The sequence below is a fragment of the Streptomyces sp. CA-111067 genome, from assembly GCF_050956065.1.
Classification (GTDB): Bacteria; Actinomycetota; Actinomycetes; order Streptomycetales; family Streptomycetaceae; genus Actinacidiphila.
In genome coordinates this window covers 4,537,230-4,558,069 of record NZ_CP192103.1, presented here as the reverse complement: position 1 = coordinate 4,558,069, position 20,840 = coordinate 4,537,230, and the positions used below count along the sequence as shown (strand labels likewise).

The window sequence follows — 20,840 nt, the reverse complement described above, 5'->3', positions numbered from 1 at the left end:
TTGATCGGTGGGGGGACTACGGGCGGCCGCGGTGGGCCGCGGGCGTCAGGTGAACTTGGCGCCGAGCACGAGCTCGCGGGCCTCGTCCTTCCGCCGGCCGGTGGGTGGCGCCATGCATATCGACGCGGTGACCACCACGTCGCTCTTGGGTCGGCTCGCGTCGGCGAGCAGCACCTCCAGCTCGCTGCTGCCGCCGACGACCCGGCAGGACTTGGGCGTGTCGACCGCCCGGGCCGAGCGGTCGAAGCCGGCCTTCCTGGCGAGCACCGCGTTGTGCTCCGCCACGAGCAGCACCAGCACCCCGCCGGGCCGCAGCGGGGCCGCCAGCGGCGAGCAGTAAGGGATCTTCTTGACCAGGCACTTGGCGGGCGCGAGCGGCTGGGTGGCCACATACCCGGTGCCGGTCGTGGCCGCCCGGTACCAGCCCGGGGGCAGCGCGAGCGTCACCCCGCCGGCGTCCGGGAAGGCGGCCTCGTCGTAGCGCGAGTCGGTGGTCGACGCCCGGGTCGGCGGGTGGGTGGGCGGCTCGGTCCCGGTGGCGGACGCGCGGGTGGTCGGCGCGATGAGCGCGGCCGAGGTGCCGGCCGGCGCCCCGGCCGACTCCTGGGACCGTACGGTGCCGGGCAGCGTCAGCCCGGCCAGCGCGACGGCCGCGACCGCGGTCGCGGCCAGCCCCGCCTGCCGGCGCCGCCTGCGGACCCGGGCGCGGGCCTTGATCCGTTCCAACCGCTGCGCGGGCCTGGGCAGTTGCGGCACCACCCGCTCCAGCAGCACCCGCAGCTCGCGTTCCTGAGGCGTCGGCTCACTCACAGACGTCCACCTCCTCCGCCGTCGCCGGCAGCCGGCCGCGCAGCGAGTGCAGCGCCTTGGACGCCTGGCTCTTGACGGTGCCCTCCGAGCAGCCGAGCACCTCGGCGGTCTCGGCCACGCTCAGGTCCTCGAAGTAGCGCAGCACGACCACGGCCCGCTGCCGTACGGGCAGTGCGCGGATCGCCGAGGCGAGGGTCTGCTCCAGGTCGACGCCGGCGAACGGGTCCGACGGCGCGGCCCGGTCCGGCAGTTCGGCGTGCGGCACCTCGCCGCGCCAGCGGCGCCGCCACCAGGAGGCGTAGGTGTGCACGAGGGCTTTGCGCACGTACGCTTCCGGGCTCTCGTCCGCCAGCCGCTGCCACTTGGGCCAGACCCGGGCGAGGACGGTCTGGAGCAGGTCCTCCGCGAGGTGCGCGTCGCCGGTGAGCAGCCAGGCGACGCGCAGCAGTCGCTGCCCGCGCGCCGCCACGAACTGCTCGAACCCGCCGTCGCCCAACGTGTTTCCCTTCCACACCCCCGTTAACCGGGTGACCCGGCCCCCCGGTTGCCTCCTGGCGGAGGTTGCCTCCCGGCAAGGGTGCGCCCCGATAGGGGCGCGGGGAACTGCGCGACAAGCCAGGACGGTGGCGCGCCTCACCACCGGCGCGCGGGCCCCCGGGGCTAGACCTTGGGAGCGGGCTTGCGGAGCGCGATGTGGAGCTCGCGCAGCCGGCTCTCCTCGACCTCCGACGGCGCTCCCATCAGGAGGTCCTGCGCGTTCTGGTTCAGCGGGAACGCGATCGTCTCGCGGATGTTCGGCTCGTCCGCGAGCAGCATCACCATCCGGTCGACGCCGGGGGCGATCCCGCCGTGCGGCGGGGCGCCGAAGTGGAACGCCCGCAGCATGCCGCCGAACTCCGCCTCGACCGTCTCCCGCGAGTACCCGGCGATCTCGAACGCCTTGTACATCACGTCGGGCTCGTGGTTCCTGATCGCGCCGGACGACAGCTCGATGCCGTTGCAGACGATGTCGTACTGCCAGGCCAGGATGTCCAGCGGGTCCTTGGTCTCCAGCGCGTCGAGGCCGCCCTGCGGCATGGAGAACGGGTTGTGCGAGAACTCGACCGCGCCGGTGTCCTCGTTCCGCTCGAACATCGGGAAGTCCACGATCCAGCAGAACCGGAACACGTCCTCCTCGAACTGCCCGGCCCGCTTGGCCGCCTCGACCCGCACCGGGCCCATGATCTTGGAGACCTCGTCGAACTCCCCCGCGCCGAAGAAGATCGCGGTGCCCGGCTTCGCGCCGACCGCGGCGGTGAGCGCCGCCACGTCCTCCTCGGTGAGGAACTTCGCGATCGGCCCGCTGAGCGCGTTGTCGTCGCCGACCCGCACCCACGCCAGGCCCTTGGCGCCGAGCGAGACCGCGTACTCGCCGAGCTGGTCGAAGAACTTCCGGGACTGGCCCGCGGTGTCCGGCACGGCCAGCGCCCGTACGTGCTTGCCGGCGAACGCCTTGAACCCGGAGCCGGCGAACACCGCGGAGACGTCCACGAGTTCGAGCGCGGCGCGCAGGTCGGGCTTGTCGTTGCCGTACTTGAGCATCGACTCGCGGAACGGGATCCGCGGGAACGGCGAGGTCACGCTCCGGCCGCCGCCGAGCTCGGTGAACAGGTCCGTCATCACCTTCTCGATGACGCCGAACACGTCCTCCTGCTCCACGAAGCTCATCTCGACGTCGAGCTGGTAGAACTCGCCGGGCGAGCGGTCGGCGCGGGAGTCCTCGTCGCGGAAGCAGGGCGCGATCTGGAAGTAGCGGTCGAAGCCGGAGATCATCAGCAGCTGCTTGAACTGCTGCGGGGCCTGCGGCAGCGCGTAGAACTTGCCCGCGTGCACCCGGGAGGGCACCAGGAAGTCGCGCGCGCCCTCGGGGGAGGTCGCGGACAGGATCGGGGTGGCCAGCTCGTTGAAGCCGAGCGCGGTCATCTCGCGGCGCAGGAAGGAGATGACCTGGCTGCGCAGCATGATGTTGCGGTGCATGCGCTGCCTGCGCAGGTCCAGGAAGCGGTTGGTGAGCCGCATCTCCTCGTTCGCGTTGTCCTCGGGGAAGACCGGGAACGGCAGCGGGTCGGCGGCGCCGAGCACTTCGAGGGAGGTGACCTCGACCTCGACCTCGCCGGTCGGCAGCTCCGGGTTGACGTTCTCCGCGGAGCGCGCCACCACCCGGCCGTCGATCCGCAGCACCGACTCCTTGGACTGGCCGCTGAGCCGGTCGTAGACGGCCGATCCCGGGTGCACGACGAGCTGGGTGAAGCCGTAGTGGTCGCGCAGGTCCACGAAGAGGATGCCGCCCAGATCGCGGCGATTGTGCAGCCAGCCGGAGAGGCGGACGTCGGCTCCGACGTCGGTGGCGCGCAGCTCGCCGCAGGTGTGGGACCGGTACCGGTGCATTCGCTTCGTCCTAGGGGATCGCGGTTCAGGGGTTTGGCCGGGCCAGTGGCCGCACTCAGCCTACCGGCGCGAGGTGCCCGCCCCCATCCGGTCAAGGGCGCCCCCGGGCAGCCCCGGACGGCTCGGGAGGCGCCCCACATTGCCCTATACCATCCCAAGCCCCATAAACTGGGAAAATGCGCACCGAGGACGTCCTCGACGCCGTCGGCTCCGGCCTGTGGCAGTGGGACGAGGCCACCGGCTCCGTCACGGTGGACGACCGCACGGCCCGGCTGCTGGGGCTCCCAGGCGGCGCCGCGACGCACCGGTCGTCCACCGTGCGGGCCTGTCTGCACGCGGCCGACTACGTGTCGCTGTCCGCCGCGGTGTCGCTGGCCGCCGCCGAGGGCACCGTCGCGGAGGCGCTGCTGCGGGTGGTCGGCGACGGCGGGCAGATCATCAGGACGATCCGCACCCGGATGCGCCCCGAGGGCCGGGCGATCCTCGGCATCGTGCACGAGGTGCGCGGCGGCAGCCTGCCGCGCGGCGCGCTGCCCACCGGCGACTGGCGGCGGGCCCGCGAGGCGTTCCTGCTGGACGCGGGCCGGGCGCTGGCCGAGGCCGACTCCACCGCCGAGGTGCTGCGGGTGGCCGCCACCTTGTCCATGCCCGGCTTCTCACCGGACGGCCTCGCGGTCTTCGGCGTGGAGGGCGACCGGCTGGCGATGCGCGGCCACCACGGCCAGGAGCTCGCCGAGGGCTTCCCGCTGGACATGCCGCTGGCCACCGACTACCCGGCCGCGCTGGTCGCCCGCACCGGGCAGGCGGTCTACCTGCCGAGCCCGGCCGCGTACGAGGAGCGCTTCCCGGTCACCTGGCCGCTGATCAAGCCGTACGGCCGCACCTCCTGGGCGTATCTGCCGCTGATCGTGGCGGGCCGGACGATCGGCGCCTGGATGGCCGCCTTCCGCGATCCGGTGGACTTCACGCCCGACGAGCGGTCGGTGCTGACGACGGTGGCCAGGATGCTGGGGCAGGCGCTGTCCCGGGCGCAGCAGCAGGAGTCCGAGCGGGCCCTGTCCGACGGCCTCCAGCGCACGATGCTCCCGGCCAGCGAGCCGGGCGTCAGCGGGATGGCCGTCGCCACCCGGTACGTGCCCACCGGCGGCGGGCTCCAGGTCGGCGGCGACTGGTACGACGTGATCGACCTGCCGTCCGGCCGCACCGCGATCGTGATCGGCGACGTCCAGGGGCATGACGTGCAGGCCGCGGGCCTGATGGGCCAGCTGCGGATCGCGCTGCGCGCCTACGCGGCCGAGGGGCACGGGCCGGACGCGGTGCTCTCCCGCACCTCCCGGTTCCTGGCGGGCCTGGCCGACCAGGGGCGCTCGGCCGACGTACGGTTCGCGACCTGCCTCTACCTGGAGGTCGACCCGCTGACCGGCACCATCGACGTCGTACGGGCCGGCCACCCCGAGCCGGCGATCAGGCTCGGCGACGGCACCACGATCCAGCGCCGCACCGCCGGCGGGCTGCCGCTGGGCATCGAGCCCGACACCGACTACCCCACCACCCGGCTGGTGCTCGAACCCGGCGAGGTGCTGCTGCTGTGCACCGACGGCCTCATCGAGACCGGCGGCCACGACCTGGACACCGGCTGGCGGCGGCTCAGCAACGTGCTCGCGGCCGGTCCCGCCGACGACCTGGAGGAGCTCGCCGACGCCCTGGTCGGCGCGGTGCACGGCCCCGCCTCCCACCACACCACCGGCCCGCTGGCCGACCGCCGCGAGGACGACATCGCGCTGGTGCTGCTGCGCCGCGAGCCGGACGGCCCGACCTGCGCGGTGCCCGTGCGCCGCACGGTGCTCACCGTCTCGCAGGACGACCCCGGCCAGATCAGGTCCTGCCGCGAGGACATCAGGGCGCTGCTGCACGACTGGGTCTCCGGCGACCAGGTCGAGTCCGGCGTGCTCCTGGTCTCCGAGCTGGTCACGAACGTCCTCGTCCACACCGACGAGGACGCGGTCCTGGTGGCCCAGGTCACCGGCATGCCCGGCACCCGCCGCCTCCACGTGGAGGTGGGCGACCGCTCCGACGACATGCCCCACCGCCGCTCCCCCGGCGAAATGGCCTCCTCCGGCCGCGGCCTCCTCCTGATGGAGGAACTGGCAGACGCGTGGGGGGTGGACCCGCGGGGCGACGGAAAGTCGATCTGGTTCGAGCTCTACGAGGCGCCTCCGGCGGGGGTGGGAGCGGCTTAGCGCCACCGGACCGGTGGGGCCGCGCCCGGCTACGGGGCGTATTCCGGGGCCGGGACGGGGTCGGCGGGGGAGAGGGCGGGGGTGTGGAGGAGGAGGGCCGGGGTGGTCAGGAGGAGGAGGCCGGCCGCCGCCAGGGCGAAGCGGGGGCCGGTGAGGGCGGCCAGCAGGCCCCAGAGCGCGGTGGTCGCCGCGATCACCGCCTTGCTGGTGACCGACCAGGCGGAAAGCGTGCGCGCGAGCCGGTCGGAGGGCGTCTGCTCCAGCCGGTACGTCGCAAGGACCGGCGTGTACACCCCCATCGACGTGATCACGCCGAGCTCCACCGCCATCACCGTGACCAGCCCGGCCACCCCCGGGCGCACGAACGCCAGCCCCACCGACCAGCACACCCGCAGCACCCCCGACGTGAGCATGACCCCGCGCCGTCCGTACCGCGCGACGAGCGGCCGGGCCAGCCGGGAGCCGACCAGTCCGCCCACGCACGGCACCGAGAAGGCCAGCCCGTACTGCCACGGCGCGAACCCCAGCCGCCCCAGCATGAGCACGGCAAGCACCGGCGACGCCGCCATGATCAGCCCGTTGACGAGCACGGCGTTCAGGAACAGCGGACGCAGCCCCCGGTGCGTCAGCAGGTAGCGCCACCCTTCGAGCAGGTCGCCGACCCGCCCCCGGGACGCCTCGGTGCGTTCCGGGTGCCGCTCCGTCCCGCCGATCGCCCGGATCCCGGCGGCGGACAGCAGGTAGCTGACGGCGTCCGCCACCACCGTCGTCACCGGCCCGAACATCCCGATCGCCGCGCCCCCGACCGGCGGCCCGATCACGCTCGCGGTCCAGTTCGTCGACTCGAACCTGGCGTTCGCGACGAGCAGGTGCTCCGGCCGCACCAGGGCCTTCACGCAGGCGCCGGCCGCCGAGGTGAACGTGATGTCGGCCGCCGCGACGACCACGGACACGACGACGAGCTGCCCGTACCCGAGCCGTCCGAACCCGTACGCGAGCGGAACGGAAAGCATCGCCCCGCACCGGATCAGGTCCATCGCCACCATCACCGGCCGCTTCCGCCGGAACTCCACCCAGGGCCCCAGCGGCACCGCCACCACCGCCCCGACCGCGAGCCCGGCGGCCGCGAGCGCCGACACGGCGGCGGCCCCCGAGTGCAGCACGACGACGGCGATCAGCGGGAGCGCGTCGAACGCCAGCCACGTCCCGAAGGTGCTGACGGCGAACGCCCCCCAGAGCCACCCGAACCGCTCCCCCAGAGCCACCCTGCCCACGCCGCGCCCGCCCCCTCGCTCCCCGGCCCGCCCGGGACCCGAGCATCCAATCGAGGCCGGCCCCGGCGATCAAACAACCGCCGCGCCCGCCGCCCACAACCGCGCGTTGTGCGCGCCCACGCGGGGCACGTCCGGCCCGGGCGGCTACGCTCAGCCCGCATGGAGCTCGGGGCCGTTCGCACCTTCGTGGCCGCGGCGGACGCGGGGCAGTTCCAGGAGGCCGCGGTCGACCTCGGGGTCAGCCAGCAGGCCGTGTCGAAGCGGATCGCCGCGCTGGAGCGGGACCTCGGCGTGCGGCTGTTCACCCGCACCGCGCGCGGCGCGCGGCTCACCACCGACGGGCAGGCGTTCCTGCCGCACGCCCGGGACCTGCTGCGGGCCGCGGAACGGGCCGCCGCCTCCGTACGCCCCGGCCACCGCGCGCTGCGGGTCGACGTGATCAACCCGCGGATCGCCCCCGCCGGGCTGCTGCGCGAATTCCACCGCGCCCACCCCGGCACGGCCCTCGACGTGGTGACGCTCTTCGACGCCGACAGCGCCGTGGAGGCAGTCCGCTCGGGCGCGATCGACGCGACGTTCCGGGCCGTCACGCGGCCCGCGGACCGGCTGCCCGAGGGCGTCGAGACCGCCCGCGTCCTGGACGAGCCGCTCCAGCTGCTCACCGGTCCCGGCCACGCGCTGGCCGCCGCCCGTACCGTCACGCCCGCCGAGCTGGCCCGGCACCGGCTGTGGATGCCGACGATCGCCGCGGGCACGGAGTGGGGGGCGTTCTACGACGCGTTCGCCGAGGCGTTCGGCTTCACGATCGACACGGCGGGGCCGAACTTCGGGACGGACGCGCTGCTGGAGGTGATCGCGGAGTCGCCGGGGCTCGCGAGCTTCGTGGGTGAGCAGACCCGGCTCGTGTGGCCTGCCGGCCAGGGGCTGCGGCGGATCGGGCTCCGCGGGCCGGTGCCGCTCTACCCCCACTCGCTGATCTGGCGCGCCGACAACCCCCACCCGGCCCTCGCCGCCCTCCGCGCCCACCTCTCCCCCGCCCCACCCCCCGCCCCGGCCACCTGGACCCCCGCCTGGTCCCGCTAGCCCCGGCTGAGGGGCGCCCTCTGGGCGGGGCGCAGGCCCCGCGGGCCTGGCCGGGGCATGTATCTGGCGCCGTCAGCGCGAGCGGGTCAGTGGCCGAGGGGCGAGTCCGCCGGGATCGTCCCCAGGCGGCCGGCCTGGAAATCGTCGAAGGCCTGCGCCAGCTCCGCGTGCGTGTTCATCACGAACGGCCCGTACTGCATCATCCGCTCCCGGATCGGGAGGCCCCCGAGCAGCACCACCTCGAACCGCGGCGACCGCGCCTCCTGCACCCCGTCAGCACGCAGCGTCAAAGCGTTGCCGGCGCCGAACACCACCGCCTGCCCCGTGTGGAACGGCCGCGCCTCGGGGCCCGCCGTGCCGCTGCCGGCCATGCCGTAGGCGAGCGCGTTGAAGTCGGGGCGCCAGGGCAGCGTGACCTCGGCGCCGGGGGACAGCGTGAGGTGGATCATCGTGATCGGGGTGTGGGTGGCGCCGGGGCCGGTGTGGCCCGCGAGGTCGCCGGCGATCAGCCGGATGAGGGCGCCGCCGTCGTCCGACGTGAGCAGCTTGAGGCCGCCGGCCCTGATGTCCTGGTACTTCGGCGCGATCATCTTGTCCGCCTTGGGCAGGTTCACCCAGAGCTGGAGGCCGTGGAAGAGCCCGCCGCTCATGACCAGCGACTCCGGCGGCGTCTCGATGTGCAGCAGCCCGGAGCCCGCGGTCATCCACTGGGTGTCGCCGTTGGTGATGGTGCCGCCGCCACCGTGCGAGTCCTGGTGGATGAACGTTCCGTCCATGATGTACGTGACCGTCTCGAACCCGCGGTGCGGGTGCCAGGGGGTGCCCTTGGGCTCGCCCGCCGCGTACTCCACCTCGCCCATCTGGTCCATCAGGATGAACGGGTCGAGGTGCTTGTAGTCGATGCCGGCGAAGGCGCGGCGGACCGGGAAGCCCTCGCCCTCGAGTCCGGTGGGCGCGGTGCTCACGGCGAGGGCGGAGCGCTGCTGGGTCTCAGCGGGCGCGGGCGCGGAGACCCTCGGCAGGGTCAGCGGGTTCTCTACGGTCACGGCGGGCATGACGGCCTCCTTCTGGGATGCTCTGCGTTCAATTTAGTTGAACTCTGAACATCTCGCAAGGCGTAATCATTCCAGCACGGGCCGCCAGCACGGAAGCCCGACACGCCGCCCCGCGGGGATTTTCAGCCGTACATCCGGCGCATGGTGAAGTCCACCATCTGCTCGACCGCCTTCGCGTCGAACACCATCCGGTGCCGGCCGTCGATGTCGAGCACGAACCCGTACCCCGTCGGCAGCAGGTCGAGCACCTCCGCCCCGGTGATCACGAAGTACTTCGACTCCTTGCCGGCGTACCGGCGCAGCTCCTTCAGCGAGCTGAACATCGGGATGACCGGCTGCTGGGTGTCGTGCAGCGCGAGGAACCCGGGGTTCTCGCCGCGCGGGCAGTAGACCTTGGACGTGGCGAAGATCGCCTGGAAGTCCTCGGCCGACATCGATCCGGTGGTGAAGGCGCGTACCGCGTCGGCGAGCGACGGCGGGGACGGCTCCGGGTAGCCGCCGGGCATGGCGGCGGCCCCGGGGACCGGCCCGGGACCTGGGTTCGCACTCTGCTCGTAGCCGTACACGGCCCCTAGGGTAACGGGGGCGGCGCCCCACCCGAGCCCTCCTGCCACCGCGAGGAACCGGTCACATCCCGCCGTCCGGGGTTGCTTCTTATTACCGACCGGTAGCATCATTTTCCCAACGACCAGTTTTCGACAGCAGCAGCGATACGGAGCCGCCGTCATGGGCCACTACAAGTCGAACCTCCGCGACATCGAGTTCAACCTCTTCGAGGTGCTCGGCCGCGACCAGCTCTACGGCACCGGACCGTTCGCGGAGATGGACGTGGACACCGCCAAGGAGATCCTCGGCGAGCTGGCACGGCTGTCCGAGACCGAGCTCGCGCAGTCCTACGCCGACGCCGACCGCAATCCGCCGGTGTTCGACCCGGAGACCGGCACCGCGCCGGTCCCCGAGACGTTCAAGAAGAGCTACCAGGCGTTCATGGACGCCGAGTACTGGCGGCTCGGACTGCCCGAGGAGATCGGCGGCACCACCGCGCCGCGCTCGCTGATCTGGTCGTACGCCGAGATGGTGCTCGGCGCCAACCCGGCGGTCTGGATGTACTCCTCAGGCCCGGCCTTCGCCGGCATCCTCTACGAGGAGGGCACCGAGGAGCAGAAGAAGATGGCCGCCCTCGCCGTCGAGAAGCAGTGGGGCTCCACCATGGTGCTCACCGAGCCGGACGCCGGCTCCGACGTGGGCGCCGGCCGCACCAAGGCCGTCGAGCAGGAGGACGGCAGCTGGCACATCGAGGGCGTCAAGCGCTTCATCACCTCGGGCGAGCACGACCTGTCGGAGAACATCATCCACTACGTGCTGGCCCGCCCCGAGGGCGCCGGGCCCGGCACCAAGGGCCTGTCCCTGTTCATGGTGCCGAAGTTCGAGTTCGACGCCGAGACCGGCGAGCTGGGCGAGCGCAACGGCGTGTACGCCACCAACGTCGAGCACAAGATGGGCCTGAAGGCGTCCAACACCTGCGAGATGACGTTCGGCGACAAGCACCCCGCCAAGGGCTGGCTGATCGGCGGCAAGCACGACGGCATCCGGCAGATGTTCCGGATCATCGAGTTCGCCCGGATGATGGTCGGCACCAAGGCCATCGCCACCCTGTCCACCGGCTACCTCAACGCGCTGGAGTACGCCAGGGAGCGAGTGCAGGGTCCCGACCTCGCGCAGTTCATGGACAAGTCCGCGCCCAAGGTCACCATCACCCACCACCCGGACGTGCGCCGCTCGCTGATGACGCAGAAGGCGTACGCCGAGGGGATGAGGGCGCTGGTGCTCTACACCGCCTCGGTGCAGGACGCGATCCAGGTCGCCGAGGCCGCGGGCGACGACAGCACCCGGCTGCACGGGCTCAACGACCTGCTGCTGCCGATCGTGAAGGGCTACGGCTCGGAGAAGTCCTACGAGCAGCTGGCCCAGTCCCTGCAGACCTACGGCGGCTCCGGCTACCTGCAGGAGTACCCGGTCGAGCAGTACATCAGGGACGCCAAGATCGACACCCTGTACGAGGGCACCACCGCGATCCAGGGCCAGGACTACTTCTTCCGGAAGATCGTCCGCGACCAGGGGCAGGCGCTGACCTCGCTGTCGGAGGAGATCAAGAAGTTCCTGGCCGAGGCGGTAGGCGGCGAGGAGCTCGCCGTCGCCCGCGACCAGCTCGCCCGGGCCGCCGCCGACCTGGAGGCGATCGTCGGCACCATGCTCACCGATCTCGCGGCCACCGAGCAGGACGTCCGCTCGATCTACAAGGTCGGGCTGAACACCACCCGGCTGCTGCTGGCCTCCGGTGACGTGGTGATCGGCTACCTGCTGCTGCGCGGTGCCGGTGTGGCCGCGGAGAAGCTGCCGTCGGCCGGCCCCAAGGACCGCGCCTTCTACGCGGGCAAGGTCGCCGCGGCGAAGTTCTTCGCCACCGACATCCTGCCGAACGTCGGTGTGCAGCGGGCCCAGGCCGAGGCCGTCACGCTCGACGTGATGGACCTGCCGGAGGAGTCCTTCTGACGCCCCGGGGCTGACTCCCGCCCGCTTGCCGCCCGCTTGCCGTCCGCTTCTCTTCCGCTTCCCTTCCGCAACCGCGTGCCGCGACCCGTCCGGGTGGCGGCACGCGGTTTTTCCTATGCTGGCGCGTATGAGTCCACAGCCTCGTACGTTCGACCGCGCCCACACCGACGACCTCGCCGCATACGTGCAGGCCAGTCCCTCCCCGTACCACGCCGCCCACACCGCGGCCGAACGCCTGGAGAGGGCCGGATTCAGCCAGGCCGTGGAGACCGCCGCCTGGGACGGGGAGCCCGGCGGGCACTACGTGCTGCGCGGCGGCACGCTCATCGCCTGGTACGTGCCGGCCGGCGCGCGCCCCGAGACGCCGTTCCGGATCGCGGGCGCGCACACCGACTCGCCCTGCCTGCGGGTCAAGCCGCAGCCCGACATGTCCTCGGCGGGCTGGCGGCAGGTCGCCGTCGAGATCTACGGCGGCCCGCTGCTGAACAGCTGGCTCGACCGGGACCTCGGCCTGGCCGGCCGGCTGGCGCTGCGCGACGGCTCGACGCGGCTGGTCAACGTGGACCGCCCGCTGATGCGGGTCCCGCAGCTGGCCGTGCACATGGACCGAGGGGTCAACGACAACGGGCTCAAGCTCGACAAGCAGCGGCACCTCCAGCCGGTGTGGGGCCTCGGCGACGCCGCCGACGGCGACCTGATCGGCTTCCTCGCCGACGAGGCCGGAATCCCCGCCGACGACGTCACCGGCTGGGACCTGGCCGCGCACGACGTGCAGCCGCCCTCCTACCTCGGCCGCGACCGCGAGCTGCTGGCCTCGCCCCGGCTGGACAACCTGCTGTCGACGCACGCCGGCCTGGCCGCGCTGATCGCCGTCGCCGAGGGCGACGACCTGCCGTTCGTCCCGGTGCTCGCCGCCTTCGACCACGAGGAGACCGGCAGCGTCTCCGACACCGGCGCGCAGAGCCCCCTGCTCGGCAACGTGCTGGAGCGCTCGGTCCGCGCCCGCGGCGGCTCCTACGAGGAGGTCCGCCGCTCCCTGGCCGGCACCGTCTGCGTCTCCTCCGACGTCGGCCACTCCGTCCACCCCAACTACGCCGAGCGCCACGACCCGACCCACCACCCCCTGGCCGGCGGCGGCCCCATCCTGAAGACCAACGTCAACCAGCGCTACGCCACCGACAGCGCAGGCCGCGCCCTCTTCGCCGAGGCCTGCGACCGCGCCGGCGTCCCCTTCCAGCACTTCGTCTCCAGCAACTCCATGCCCTGCGGCACCACCATCGGCCCCCTCACCGCGGCCCGCCTCGGCATCACCACGGTGGACATCGGAGTCCCGATCCTCTCGATGCACTCCGCCCGCGAACTCTGCGCCACAACCGACCCCGCCCTCCTGGCCGCCGCCCTGACATCCTTCCTGGCGGGCTGAGCCGCAGCCCGCCTCCGGCGCCGAACCCGCTTGGCCGGGGGGTCGGCTGAATGGACGTCAAGCCTTCGGGTAGGCGGTCCGCGAGCAGTGGTTGCTCAAACTACTTCTGGAGGCGGGCATCGTGGGCATCGGAGGCTGCATCATCCTGATCGCGGTCGGCGCGATCATCACCTTCGCCACCGATTGGCACATGAAGGGCGTCAACACCGATCTGCTCGGCCTGATCATGATGGCCGTGGGCATGATCGGCCTCGCGGCCTACGTGAGCATCTTCAAGCGGCGGCGGATTCCTCCGACGGCGAGCGGCGATGTGCCGCCGGTCGTCGAGGAGCGGTACTACCCCGGCGAGCGCCGGTACTGAGCGGGCGCCGGGCCGGGGAATGCCCCGGCCGGCCCGTTCACCCCGCTCCCTGGAAGGCCAGGACTCAGGCCGGCTGGGAGCCCTCGTCCATTCCCGTCTCGTCCAGGCCGGCCAGTACCAGGGCCAGCCGGGACCCGCCGTCCGCCGTGAGGCGGACCGGCACTCCCCAGTCCTGCTGGTGCACATGGCAGGCCGGGTACTCCGCCGCGGGCTGCGAGCCCGCGGGGTCGTCGCAGGAGGCCGCCATCGCCGAGACGTGCAGCACGCCCTCGCCGACGGCCGGATCCAGCACCAGGTCGCGGCCCAGGTCCGTGCCCTTGCCCGCGCCCTCCGCGAGGAGTTCGGGCGGGGTGGCGCTGACCAGCAGCCGGGTCGACGGGCCGTAGCGCTCGTCCAGCTTCTGCCCCTCGGGCGCGGAGAAGACCACGTCGAGCCGGACCGGGCCGGGCGCCATGTCGGTGGCCGCGCGGCGCGTGCGGTGCGCGACGGCCGCCACCCGTACCGCCTCCTCCGGCAGCCGCATCCGGGTCAGCCGGTGCCGGGCGGACTCCACGACCACGATGTCGCCGTCCACCACCACCGCGCCCGACGGCTCGCGCAGATCGGTGGCGAGCGTGCTGACCTCGCCGGTCGCCGGGTCGTAGCGGCGCAGCGCGTTGTTGTACGTGTCGCTGACGGCGACCGAGTCGTCCGGCAGCACGGTGACGCCCAGCGGGTGCTGGAGCAGCGCCTGCCCGGCCGGGCCGTCCCGGTGCCCGAAGTCGAACAGGCCGGTGCCGACGGCGGTGCGGACCACGTAGCCGTCGCCCTCGGACCGCTCCACCCAGCGCAGCGCGGAGTTCTCGGAGTCGGCGACCCACAGCCGGCCCAGGCCGTTGCCGGCCGCCGCGAGGCCCGACGGCTGCGCGAACCAGGCGTCGGACGCGTGCCCGTCCACCAGGCCCTCGTTGGTGGTGCCGGCGGCGACCTCGACCCGCTCGGTGGCCGGGTCGTACGTCCACAGCTGGTGGACGCCCGCCATCGCGATCCACACCCGGTCCTCGAACCAGGCCACGTCCCACGGCGAGGACAGCTCGACCTCGCGGGCCGGTCCGCTGCTCGGTGAGCCCTGCCACCACTGGCTGCCGGTGCCCGCGACGGTGGTCACCCGGCCGCTCTCCACGTCGAGCCTGCGCAGCACGTGGTTGACGGTGTCGGCGACGATGACGCTCCCGTCGGGCAGCAGCGCCAGCCCCTGCGGCTCGCTGAACCGGGCGGTGGCCGCGTCGCCGTCCACCAGGCCGCGCTCCCCGGTGCCGATCCGCCGTACGACGCTCTCGCCGTCCGCCGCGAGCTCCACCAGGGCGTGCCGGGTGGAGTCGGAGACCAGGTAGTGGCCCGAGCCGGGCAGCGCGAGCGCCTTGCCGGGGAAGCGCAGATCCGTCGCGACCGGCTCCGGCGGCACGTAGGGCCCGTCGCCGCGGCGCAGCGTGCCCTTGGCGGCGTGCTCGGCCTCCAGCGCGGTGACCAGGGTCTCCAGCGCGTGCGCGTGCCCCTCGCCGGCGTGCTGCGCGACCACGTACCCCTCGGGGTCGATCACCACCAGCGTCGGCCAGGCCCGCACCGCGTACTGCCGCCAGGTGGCCAGATCCGGGTCGTCGAGCACCGGGTGGTGCACCTCGTACCGCTCGACGGCGTCGACCACGGCCTGGTGCTCGGCCTCGTGCACGAACTTCGGCGAGTGCACCCCGACGATCACCACAGTGTCACGATGCCGCTCCTCGAGCTCCCTGAGCTCATCGAGGACATGCAGGCAGTTGACGCAGCAGAACGTCCAGAAATCCAGGATCACAATGGATCCGCGCAGGTCAGCGAGGGTGGGATGGTTGTCGCCAGTATTGAGCCAGCCGCCCTTGCCGATCAGCTCGGGCGCCCGGACGCGTGCACGTGCAGTCATATCCCCATCCAACAGCATGGTCCGGGGTAGGCATTCCCCCATGAAATACGTGGTGCGGGAGAAGATGTTCGCCATCGGCGACGACTACTGGATCGAGGACGAGGACGGCCGCAGGGCGTTCTACGTCGACGGCAAGGTGATGCGGGTCAGGGAGACGCTGGAACTGCAGGACCCCAGCGGGGCCGTGGTCGCCGTGATCCGCAAGAAGCTGGTGAGCCTGCGCGACACGATGACCGTGGAGCGGGAGGGCGAGGTGCTGGTCGAGGTCAAGAAGAAGCGGCTGCACCTGCTGCACGACGTCTTCCGGGCGGAGCTGGCCTCCGGCGAGGAGCTGGAGATCCGCGGTGACATCGTGGACAAGGAGTTCGACATCGAGTACGAGGGGGAGCGCCTGGCGCGGATCTCCCGCAAGTGGTTCACGCTGCGCGACGCGTACGCGATCGGCGTGGAGCGGGACGACGCGGACGCGGGCATGCTCATCGCCATCGCGATCTGCGTGGACCGGCTGGTCGACAAGGAGCACGGCGACGACTGACGGCCGCTCGGGGCCGCGCCCCGGCCGGGACTACCGACCCGGGGCCGGCCGGGGCAGGCCGAGGACGCGGTCGCGCAGGACCGGGAAGTCCGCGCGCGTCGCGGCCACCCGGGGGATGTCCAGTTCCGCGGACAGCGGCTGCTCCGACGGGCCCGCCTCGGCCAGGATCTCGCCCCACGGGTCGACGACCATGCTGTGGCCGGACTGCTCCACGCCGGCGTGCGTGCCCGCCGTGCCGCAGGCGACGACGTAAGCCTGCGACTCCACCGCGCGCGCCCGCACCAGCAGCCGCCAGTGCGCCAGCCGCCGGGCCGGCCAGCCGGCCGGAACCACCAGCACCTGCGCGCCCGCGTCCACCAGCAGCCTGAACTGCTCGGGGAAGCGCAGGTCGTAGCACGTGGCGAGGCCGAGCACGGCCTGCGGCAGCCGCGCCGTGACGATCCGCGTGCCCGCCGCCATCAGCGCGGCCTCGCCCTCGTCGAAGCCGAACCGGTGGATCTTGCGGTAGGAGGCCCGCAGTTCGCCCTCCGGCGAGAAGACCAGCGAGGTGTTGTAGAGCAGGCCGTCGTCCTCGCCGCGCTCCACGATCGAACCGGCGTGCAGCCACACCCCGGCGTCCCGTGCGGCGGCGGCCATCGCCACCGCCGTCGGCCCGCCGTCCACCCGTTCCGCCTCGGCGGCGAAGTCGGCGGCCGCGAAGGCGCCCACCGGCCACAGCTCGGGCAGCACCACCAGATCGGCGCCGCCACGTTCCCGCACCGATCCCCGTACCGACCCGCGTCCCGACCCGCGTCCCGACTCGCGTACGGACGCCGCCACCCGTTCCCGCCGCGCGGCGACCGTTTCCTTCGGGTCTACGTCGATCTGCAACAGCGTCACGCGCACCTGTGCACCGCCCATACGTCCGGTCGTCAAGTCGGGCCTACCATCGTCACTCGAAAGCACTGCGTGGGCGCCCGCGCGCAGCGTAACTTAGGCGCCAACCGCCACGACCGAGCACCGACCGTCGAGGGGTCCCGTGACCGTCCACAGCAAGCTCCAGCCGTATATCGACGCCTGGACCCACTCCATAGAATCCATCAACGACCTCGTCTCCCCGCTGACCGAGGGGGAGTGGAGCCGCGCCACCGAGTGCCCCTACTGGTCGGTGCGCGACATCGTCTCGCACATCATCGGCTTCGAGTGCGAACTGCTCGGCGACCCGCGGCCGATCCACACCCTGCCCAGCGACCTGCGGCACATCCACAGCGAGTCCGCCCGCTACACCGAGGTCCCGGTCGACATCCGGCGGCACCACACCGCGCCCGAGATGACCTCGGAGCTGGAGTACACGATCATCCGCAGGTCCCGCCAGCTGCGCAACGAGTCGCGGCAGCCGGACGCGGTGGTCCGGGCGATCAGCGGCGGCGAGACCACCCTCGAAGAGCAGCTGTGGGGACGGGTGTTCGACGTCTGGACGCACGAGCAGGACCTGCGCCGGGCGCTGGACAAGCCGGGCAACCTCGCCTCGCCCGCGGCCGTCCTCGCCAGGGACCACGTCCTGCGGCTGCTGCCGCAACTGGTCGAGGAGGCCGGCGCCAAGGCCGGCTCCGCGGTGGTCTTCGACGTGCACGGCCAGCTGGAGTTCATGCGGACGGTACGGGTGAACGCCGAGGGCCACGGCACCATCGACTCGGCCGTCTCGCTCGGCCCGGCGGTGACCTTCGTGGTGGACTGGGAGACGTTCCTGCGGCTGCTGGCCGGCCGGGTGCGGGCGACCGCGGTGGCCGACCGGCTGAAAACCGAGGGCGACCCGCAGCTGGCGGAGGCGATCCTCACGCACATCGCCGTGACGAAGTAGCCCAAGCAGGGCACTGCGGGTACGACTTCGAGTGCGCCGGGTTGCGCGCCGGCGCATGTGGGCATTGTACGGGGCGTGATCTTCTGGTAACGGTCCGATGACCGATCATCCGGGATACGCCCGGGAACAGTGGGTTGAGCGAGTAGATTGTGGCCAGATCGCTCAGCACTTCCCGCGCACCCCCCGTACCAGTACGTCAACGTCCCCGGCACGGCGGGCGGCTGTCGGCCTCCCGTCATGAGGTACCGATTGATGTCAGCCCATAACTCCTCGTTATCCACACCCCCCGCGATATCCGGGGCGCCGCGCGCCAGACCCCCGGTAGTGCTGACCTTCGGTGTTCCGCTGGTGGCGATGGCCGCGGCCGGCGCCGGCTGCTGGTGGGCGCTCGGCCGCGCCGCCGAACAGGACCGGCGGCTGGTGCTCGGCGCCGGCGTCCTGGTCGCGGTGCTGCTCGGCGCCGCCATCGCGCTGGCGATGTCCAGGCGCCGCTTATCGGCTGAACTGCGGCAGCGCGTCACGGCGTTGCACGCCGAGGCGGCCATCACGGTCGCCGAGCACGCCGACACCGCGCGCCGCGCCGCCCTCGATCTGGAGGCCGCCCAGCGCCGGGTGCGGATCGCCGAGACCCAGCGGCGTACGGCCGGCGAGGCGCAGGTGTCGCTGCGGGCCGCGCTCAAGTCGGAGACGGCGCGGGCGGCGGCCCTGGAGGGCGAGACGGCGCGGCTGGCCGAGGTCACCGTCCCGCTCGCCGTGGAGCGGCTGCGCGCGGGCACCTCGGCCGACACCGTGCTCGCCCGGCTCCCGCAGCCCACCGGCACCGCCCACCAGCGGCTGCTGGGCGTCCTGGTGCACGAACTGGGCACCGGTGAACGGATGCGGGCGGCCGGCCTGACCGCCTGCGCGAGCGCCGCCGGGCGCATGCAGGCGCTGACCACGGACATGCTGGCGTCGCTGCGCGAGATGGAGAACCGGCACAGCGAGGAGGTGCTCGGCGACCTGCTGCACCTGGACCACTGCACCGCGCAGACCGGCCGGCTGGCCGACAGCATCGCCGTCATCACCGGTGCGCGCACCGGCCGCCGCTGGACCAAGCCGATCGTGATGGAGAGCATCCTGCGCGGCGCGATGGGCCGGATCGACGCCTACCGCCGGGTGAAGCTGCACTCCGCGAGCGTGGTCGCCGTCGCCGGGCACGCGGCCGAGGGCGTCATGCACGCGCTGGCCGAACTCATGGACAACGCGGCGAACTTCTCCCCGCCGACCGAGGAAGTGCACGTCTACGTGCAGGAGACGCACTCCGGCGTGGTCGTCACCATCGAGGACGCCGGGCTCGCGATGCCCGACACCACCCTGTCCCGCGCGCAGCACCTCGTGTCGGGTCAGCCGCAGGACGCCCGTGCGCTGCCCGGCACCCGGCTGGGACTCGCGGTGGTCGGCCGGCTGGCCGGAAAGCACGGCCTGACGGTCTCCTTCCGGCCGTCCTCGCGCGGCGGCACCGGTGTGGTGGTACTGATCCCGCCGCGGCTGCTCACCCAGCCGCCGGCCGACTTCCCCGTACCGGAGCCGCAGTACGCCGATCCGCGCGGCGGGCAGCGCTCCCCCGCGCGCAGCGGTGCCGCCGACCCGGCCGCCGTGGCACTGCCCAAGCGGCCCCCGGGGCAGACGCTGGCCGCCGCCGAGCACGGCGAGCCCGGGGCCGAGTCGGGCGGCGCCCGGCAGTCGTCCTCCGCAGGGCTCGCGCCGGTGCCGCCGCCGTCGCCCTACGCACGCGAGCGGCAGGACCGCGAGGCGCGGGCCAGGGCCGACGCGGGCGCCCGCTTCACCGCGTTCCGGGACGCGAGTCTCGGCCGCACCGCGGGCGAACGCTCGGTGGGGGCGCCGGCCGGTGACGACCCGTCGGGCCGCCGGCGGGCCGAGCGCGCCACGGGCGAGCCGTGGAGCCCCCCGGACAGCCGGACGGGAGCCAGGCCGCCCGAGGAGGAGACCGCCGGGCAGCACCGTGCCGCGGGACGGGGCGCGACGGGCCCGTGGACGGACGAACGCGGCCCCGCCGGACCCTGGGACCGGCAGCCGCCGCAGGGGCCGCCCAGCGCCGACGAGGACACCACGGCGCAGCACCGTTCAGGCGGGCGCGGCGCCATGGGCCAGTGGGCCGGCGCACCGGCCGAGCGCAGCGGCGTCGACCCGTGGACCGGGCAGACCGCCACCCACCCCGCGACGGCCGGGCCCGCCCCGGCCGAACCGTGGACGGCCGAGCGGCCCGGCCCGCAGGACACCGAGCACCCCGCCGACCGCCCGACCGGGGACGCCCCCGGCGGCGACACCACAGGCGGCCGGCCGCCGGGACCGGAGCGTGGCCGATGACGACCGCCGAGCAGAACCTGGCGCAGCTGGCTGACCAGCTGGACCGGCTCCTGATACGAACGCCGGGCGCGCGGCACGCGCTGGTGCTGTCGAGAGACGGCCTCAAGCTGTGCCACTCGTCCGGCCTCTCGGCGGACCAGGGGGACCAGTTGGCGGCCATCGCCTGCGGGATCCAGAGCCTGGCGCACGGCGCGTCCGTGGAGTTCGGCGACGGCAGCGGCGGGGTGCGGCAGTCGATGACCGAGTTCCACGGCGGCATCCTGTTCATCGTGGCGGCGGGCGAGGGCGCACATCTCGCGGTGATCGGCGAGGAGTTCGCGGACGCGGGCGAGATCGGGCACGCGATGAGCGAGCTGGTGCCGCTGATCGGGCGGCAGTTGCGGATCGTGCCGCGGCAGTACACGGGGGCGCGGGAACCGGCGGAGCGGGAGCTCTCGGTGCCGGGCGGCCCGGGTGCGCGTGGCGGGTCGACGGCGTGACCGGCGGGGGGCCGGTGGACAGTGGCGGGCCTGACCGGCTCTACACGGTGACCGGGGGGCGCAGCCGGCCGCGGGACAACGGGCTCGACCTGGTGACGTTCGTGATCAGCGAGGGCGAACCCGTGCTGGGCATGCAGTCCGAGCACGTACGGATCATGCGGTTGTGCAGGGCGTACCCGGTCGCGGTGGTGGAGATCGCCGCGCATCTGAACATGCCGGTGGGCGTGGTGAAGATCCTGCTCGGCGATCTGCTGGCGGACGGCCGGGTCAGCGCCCGGCGCCCGCGCAGCGTGACCCGAGGCGACCGGCTGCCGCCGTCCGAGACGCTGAAGAAGGTGCTCAGTGGCCTTCACAAACTATGACGGCGGCGGGGGCCCGCCCCCGGGAGACGACGGTACGGGGCCGGCGTCGTACGCGGACGACTCGCCGTACCCGGACGACTCGCCGCACGCGGCCG

General features: G+C 73.2%; 18 protein-coding genes. 10 read left to right on the top strand and 8 right to left on the bottom strand.

Annotation, left to right across the window (positions count from 1 at the left end; all coding sequences use genetic code 11):
* Positions 1-45: 45 nt before the first annotated feature.
* The 3 genes from ACQPW6_RS19855 to aspS all read right to left on the bottom strand — a co-directional run bounded on the left by ACQPW6_RS19855 (position 46) and on the right by aspS (position 3,237).
* Positions 46-810 (bottom strand): hypothetical protein, encoded by a 765-nt coding sequence (locus ACQPW6_RS19855; protein WP_433890987.1) that lies wholly within the window; start codon positions 808-810, stop codon positions 46-48.
* On the bottom strand, positions 803-1,306 hold the full coding sequence (locus ACQPW6_RS19850) for a SigE family RNA polymerase sigma factor (protein WP_433890986.1): 504 nt from the start codon (positions 1,304-1,306) through the stop codon (positions 803-805). The genes ACQPW6_RS19855 and ACQPW6_RS19850 overlap by 8 nt, the downstream gene beginning before the upstream one ends.
* A 164-nt stretch (positions 1,307-1,470) precedes the next feature.
* Positions 1,471-3,237 (bottom strand): aspartate--tRNA ligase, encoded by a 1,767-nt coding sequence (gene aspS / locus ACQPW6_RS19845; protein WP_433890985.1) that lies wholly within the window; start codon positions 3,235-3,237, stop codon positions 1,471-1,473.
* Positions 3,238-3,413: 176 nt separating this feature from the next.
* Between aspS and ACQPW6_RS19840 the strand changes: the two genes are divergently transcribed.
* Positions 3,414-5,477 carry an ATP-binding SpoIIE family protein phosphatase gene (locus ACQPW6_RS19840; protein ID WP_433890984.1) on the top strand — a complete coding sequence of 688 codons (2,064 nt, stop codon included), beginning with the start codon at positions 3,414-3,416 and terminating at the stop codon, positions 5,475-5,477.
* 29 nt (positions 5,478-5,506) lie between these two features.
* Here ACQPW6_RS19840 and ACQPW6_RS19835 read toward each other — a convergent pair whose 3' ends face one another.
* Positions 5,507-6,751, bottom strand: a complete 1,245-nt coding sequence (locus ACQPW6_RS19835; protein ID WP_433890983.1) for an MFS transporter — start codon at positions 6,749-6,751, stop codon at positions 5,507-5,509.
* Positions 6,752-6,910: 159 nt separating this feature from the next.
* Here ACQPW6_RS19835 and ACQPW6_RS19830 point away from each other — a divergent pair, with 159 nt between their 5' ends.
* A complete protein-coding gene (locus ACQPW6_RS19830; RefSeq protein ID WP_433890982.1) occupies positions 6,911-7,834 on the top strand; it encodes a LysR family transcriptional regulator in 924 nt (307 codons plus the stop codon).
* An 86-nt stretch (positions 7,835-7,920) separates the two neighbouring features.
* Here the strand turns inward: ACQPW6_RS19830 and ACQPW6_RS19825 are convergent, their stop codons facing one another.
* Together ACQPW6_RS19825 and ACQPW6_RS19820 are read right to left on the bottom strand one after the other, a co-directional pair.
* Positions 7,921-8,889: a pirin family protein gene (locus ACQPW6_RS19825; protein ID WP_433890981.1), complete on the bottom strand. Its 969-nt coding sequence runs from the start codon at positions 8,887-8,889 to the stop codon at positions 7,921-7,923.
* A gap of 122 nt (positions 8,890-9,011) precedes the next feature.
* Positions 9,012-9,455, bottom strand: a complete 444-nt coding sequence (locus ACQPW6_RS19820) for an SseB family protein (RefSeq protein ID WP_433890980.1) — start codon at positions 9,453-9,455, stop codon at positions 9,012-9,014.
* A 160-nt stretch (positions 9,456-9,615) separates the two neighbouring features.
* Between ACQPW6_RS19820 and ACQPW6_RS19815 the strand changes: the two genes are divergently transcribed.
* From ACQPW6_RS19815 to ACQPW6_RS19805, 3 genes are all read left to right on the top strand, one after another.
* Positions 9,616-11,442, top strand: coding sequence for an acyl-CoA dehydrogenase (locus tag ACQPW6_RS19815; protein ID WP_433890979.1), 1,827 nt, complete (start codon positions 9,616-9,618; stop codon positions 11,440-11,442).
* Positions 11,443-11,569: 127 nt separating this feature from the next.
* Positions 11,570-12,865 carry a M18 family aminopeptidase gene (locus ACQPW6_RS19810; RefSeq protein WP_433890978.1) on the top strand — a complete coding sequence of 432 codons (1,296 nt, stop codon included), beginning with the start codon at positions 11,570-11,572 and terminating at the stop codon, positions 12,863-12,865.
* 121 nt (positions 12,866-12,986) lie between these two features.
* On the top strand, positions 12,987-13,226 hold the full coding sequence (locus ACQPW6_RS19805) for a hypothetical protein (protein WP_433890977.1): 240 nt from the start codon (positions 12,987-12,989) through the stop codon (positions 13,224-13,226).
* 64 nt (positions 13,227-13,290) lie between these two features.
* On the opposite strand, the gene ACQPW6_RS19800 is transcribed toward ACQPW6_RS19805, so the two are convergent.
* On the bottom strand, positions 13,291-15,162 hold the full coding sequence (locus ACQPW6_RS19800) for an NHL domain-containing thioredoxin family protein (protein ID WP_433890976.1): 1,872 nt from the start codon (positions 15,160-15,162) through the stop codon (positions 13,291-13,293).
* A 40-nt stretch (positions 15,163-15,202) separates the two neighbouring features.
* On the opposite strand from ACQPW6_RS19800, the gene ACQPW6_RS19795 reads away from it, so the two are divergent.
* Positions 15,203-15,697 carry an LURP-one-related/scramblase family protein gene (locus tag ACQPW6_RS19795; RefSeq protein WP_433890975.1) on the top strand — a complete coding sequence of 165 codons (495 nt, stop codon included), beginning with the start codon at positions 15,203-15,205 and terminating at the stop codon, positions 15,695-15,697.
* A 30-nt stretch (positions 15,698-15,727) separates the two neighbouring features.
* Here the strand turns inward: ACQPW6_RS19795 and ACQPW6_RS19790 are convergent, their stop codons facing one another.
* Positions 15,728-16,582 carry a carbon-nitrogen family hydrolase gene (locus tag ACQPW6_RS19790; RefSeq protein WP_433894595.1) on the bottom strand — a complete coding sequence of 285 codons (855 nt, stop codon included), beginning with the start codon at positions 16,580-16,582 and terminating at the stop codon, positions 15,728-15,730.
* 133 nt (positions 16,583-16,715) lie between these two features.
* Here ACQPW6_RS19790 and ACQPW6_RS19785 point away from each other — a divergent pair, with 133 nt between their 5' ends.
* The 4 genes from ACQPW6_RS19785 to ACQPW6_RS19770 all read left to right on the top strand — a co-directional run bounded on the left by ACQPW6_RS19785 (position 16,716) and on the right by ACQPW6_RS19770 (position 20,745).
* Complete coding sequence (locus ACQPW6_RS19785; RefSeq protein WP_433890974.1) at positions 16,716-17,537, top strand: maleylpyruvate isomerase family mycothiol-dependent enzyme; 822 nt, start codon at positions 16,716-16,718, stop codon at positions 17,535-17,537.
* 324 nt (positions 17,538-17,861) lie between these two features.
* Complete coding sequence (locus tag ACQPW6_RS19780; protein WP_433890973.1) at positions 17,862-19,904, top strand: ATP-binding protein; 2,043 nt, start codon at positions 17,862-17,864, stop codon at positions 19,902-19,904.
* Positions 19,901-20,383, top strand: coding sequence for a roadblock/LC7 domain-containing protein (locus ACQPW6_RS19775; protein ID WP_433890972.1), 483 nt, complete (start codon positions 19,901-19,903; stop codon positions 20,381-20,383). Before ACQPW6_RS19780 ends, ACQPW6_RS19775 begins: the two co-directional genes overlap by 4 nt.
* A complete protein-coding gene (locus ACQPW6_RS19770; RefSeq protein ID WP_433890971.1) occupies positions 20,380-20,745 on the top strand; it encodes a DUF742 domain-containing protein in 366 nt (121 codons plus the stop codon). The genes ACQPW6_RS19775 and ACQPW6_RS19770 overlap by 4 nt, the downstream gene beginning before the upstream one ends.
* The last annotated feature ends 95 nt before the right edge of the window (positions 20,746-20,840 follow it).

Bases quoted from the DNA above. Each gene is read 5' to 3' on its own strand.
- ACQPW6_RS19810 (WP_433890978.1), top strand. From the start codon at position 11,570: ATGAGTCCACAGCCTCGTACGTTCGACCGCGCCCACACCGACGACCTC.
- ACQPW6_RS19800 (WP_433890976.1), bottom strand. From the start codon at position 15,162: ATGACTGCACGTGCACGCGTCCGGGCGCCCGAGCTGATCGGCAAGGGC.
- ACQPW6_RS19795 (WP_433890975.1), top strand. From the start codon at position 15,203: ATGAAATACGTGGTGCGGGAGAAGATGTTCGCCATCGGCGACGACTAC.
- ACQPW6_RS19775 (WP_433890972.1), top strand. From the start codon at position 19,901: ATGACGACCGCCGAGCAGAACCTGGCGCAGCTGGCTGACCAGCTGGAC.
- ACQPW6_RS19825 (WP_433890981.1), bottom strand. From the start codon at position 8,889: ATGCCCGCCGTGACCGTAGAGAACCCGCTGACCCTGCCGAGGGTCTCC.
- ACQPW6_RS19815 (WP_433890979.1), top strand. From the start codon at position 9,616: ATGGGCCACTACAAGTCGAACCTCCGCGACATCGAGTTCAACCTCTTC.
- aspS (WP_433890985.1), bottom strand. From the start codon at position 3,237: ATGCACCGGTACCGGTCCCACACCTGCGGCGAGCTGCGCGCCACCGAC.
- ACQPW6_RS19840 (WP_433890984.1), top strand. From the start codon at position 3,414: ATGCGCACCGAGGACGTCCTCGACGCCGTCGGCTCCGGCCTGTGGCAG.
- ACQPW6_RS19830 (WP_433890982.1), top strand. From the start codon at position 6,911: ATGGAGCTCGGGGCCGTTCGCACCTTCGTGGCCGCGGCGGACGCGGGG.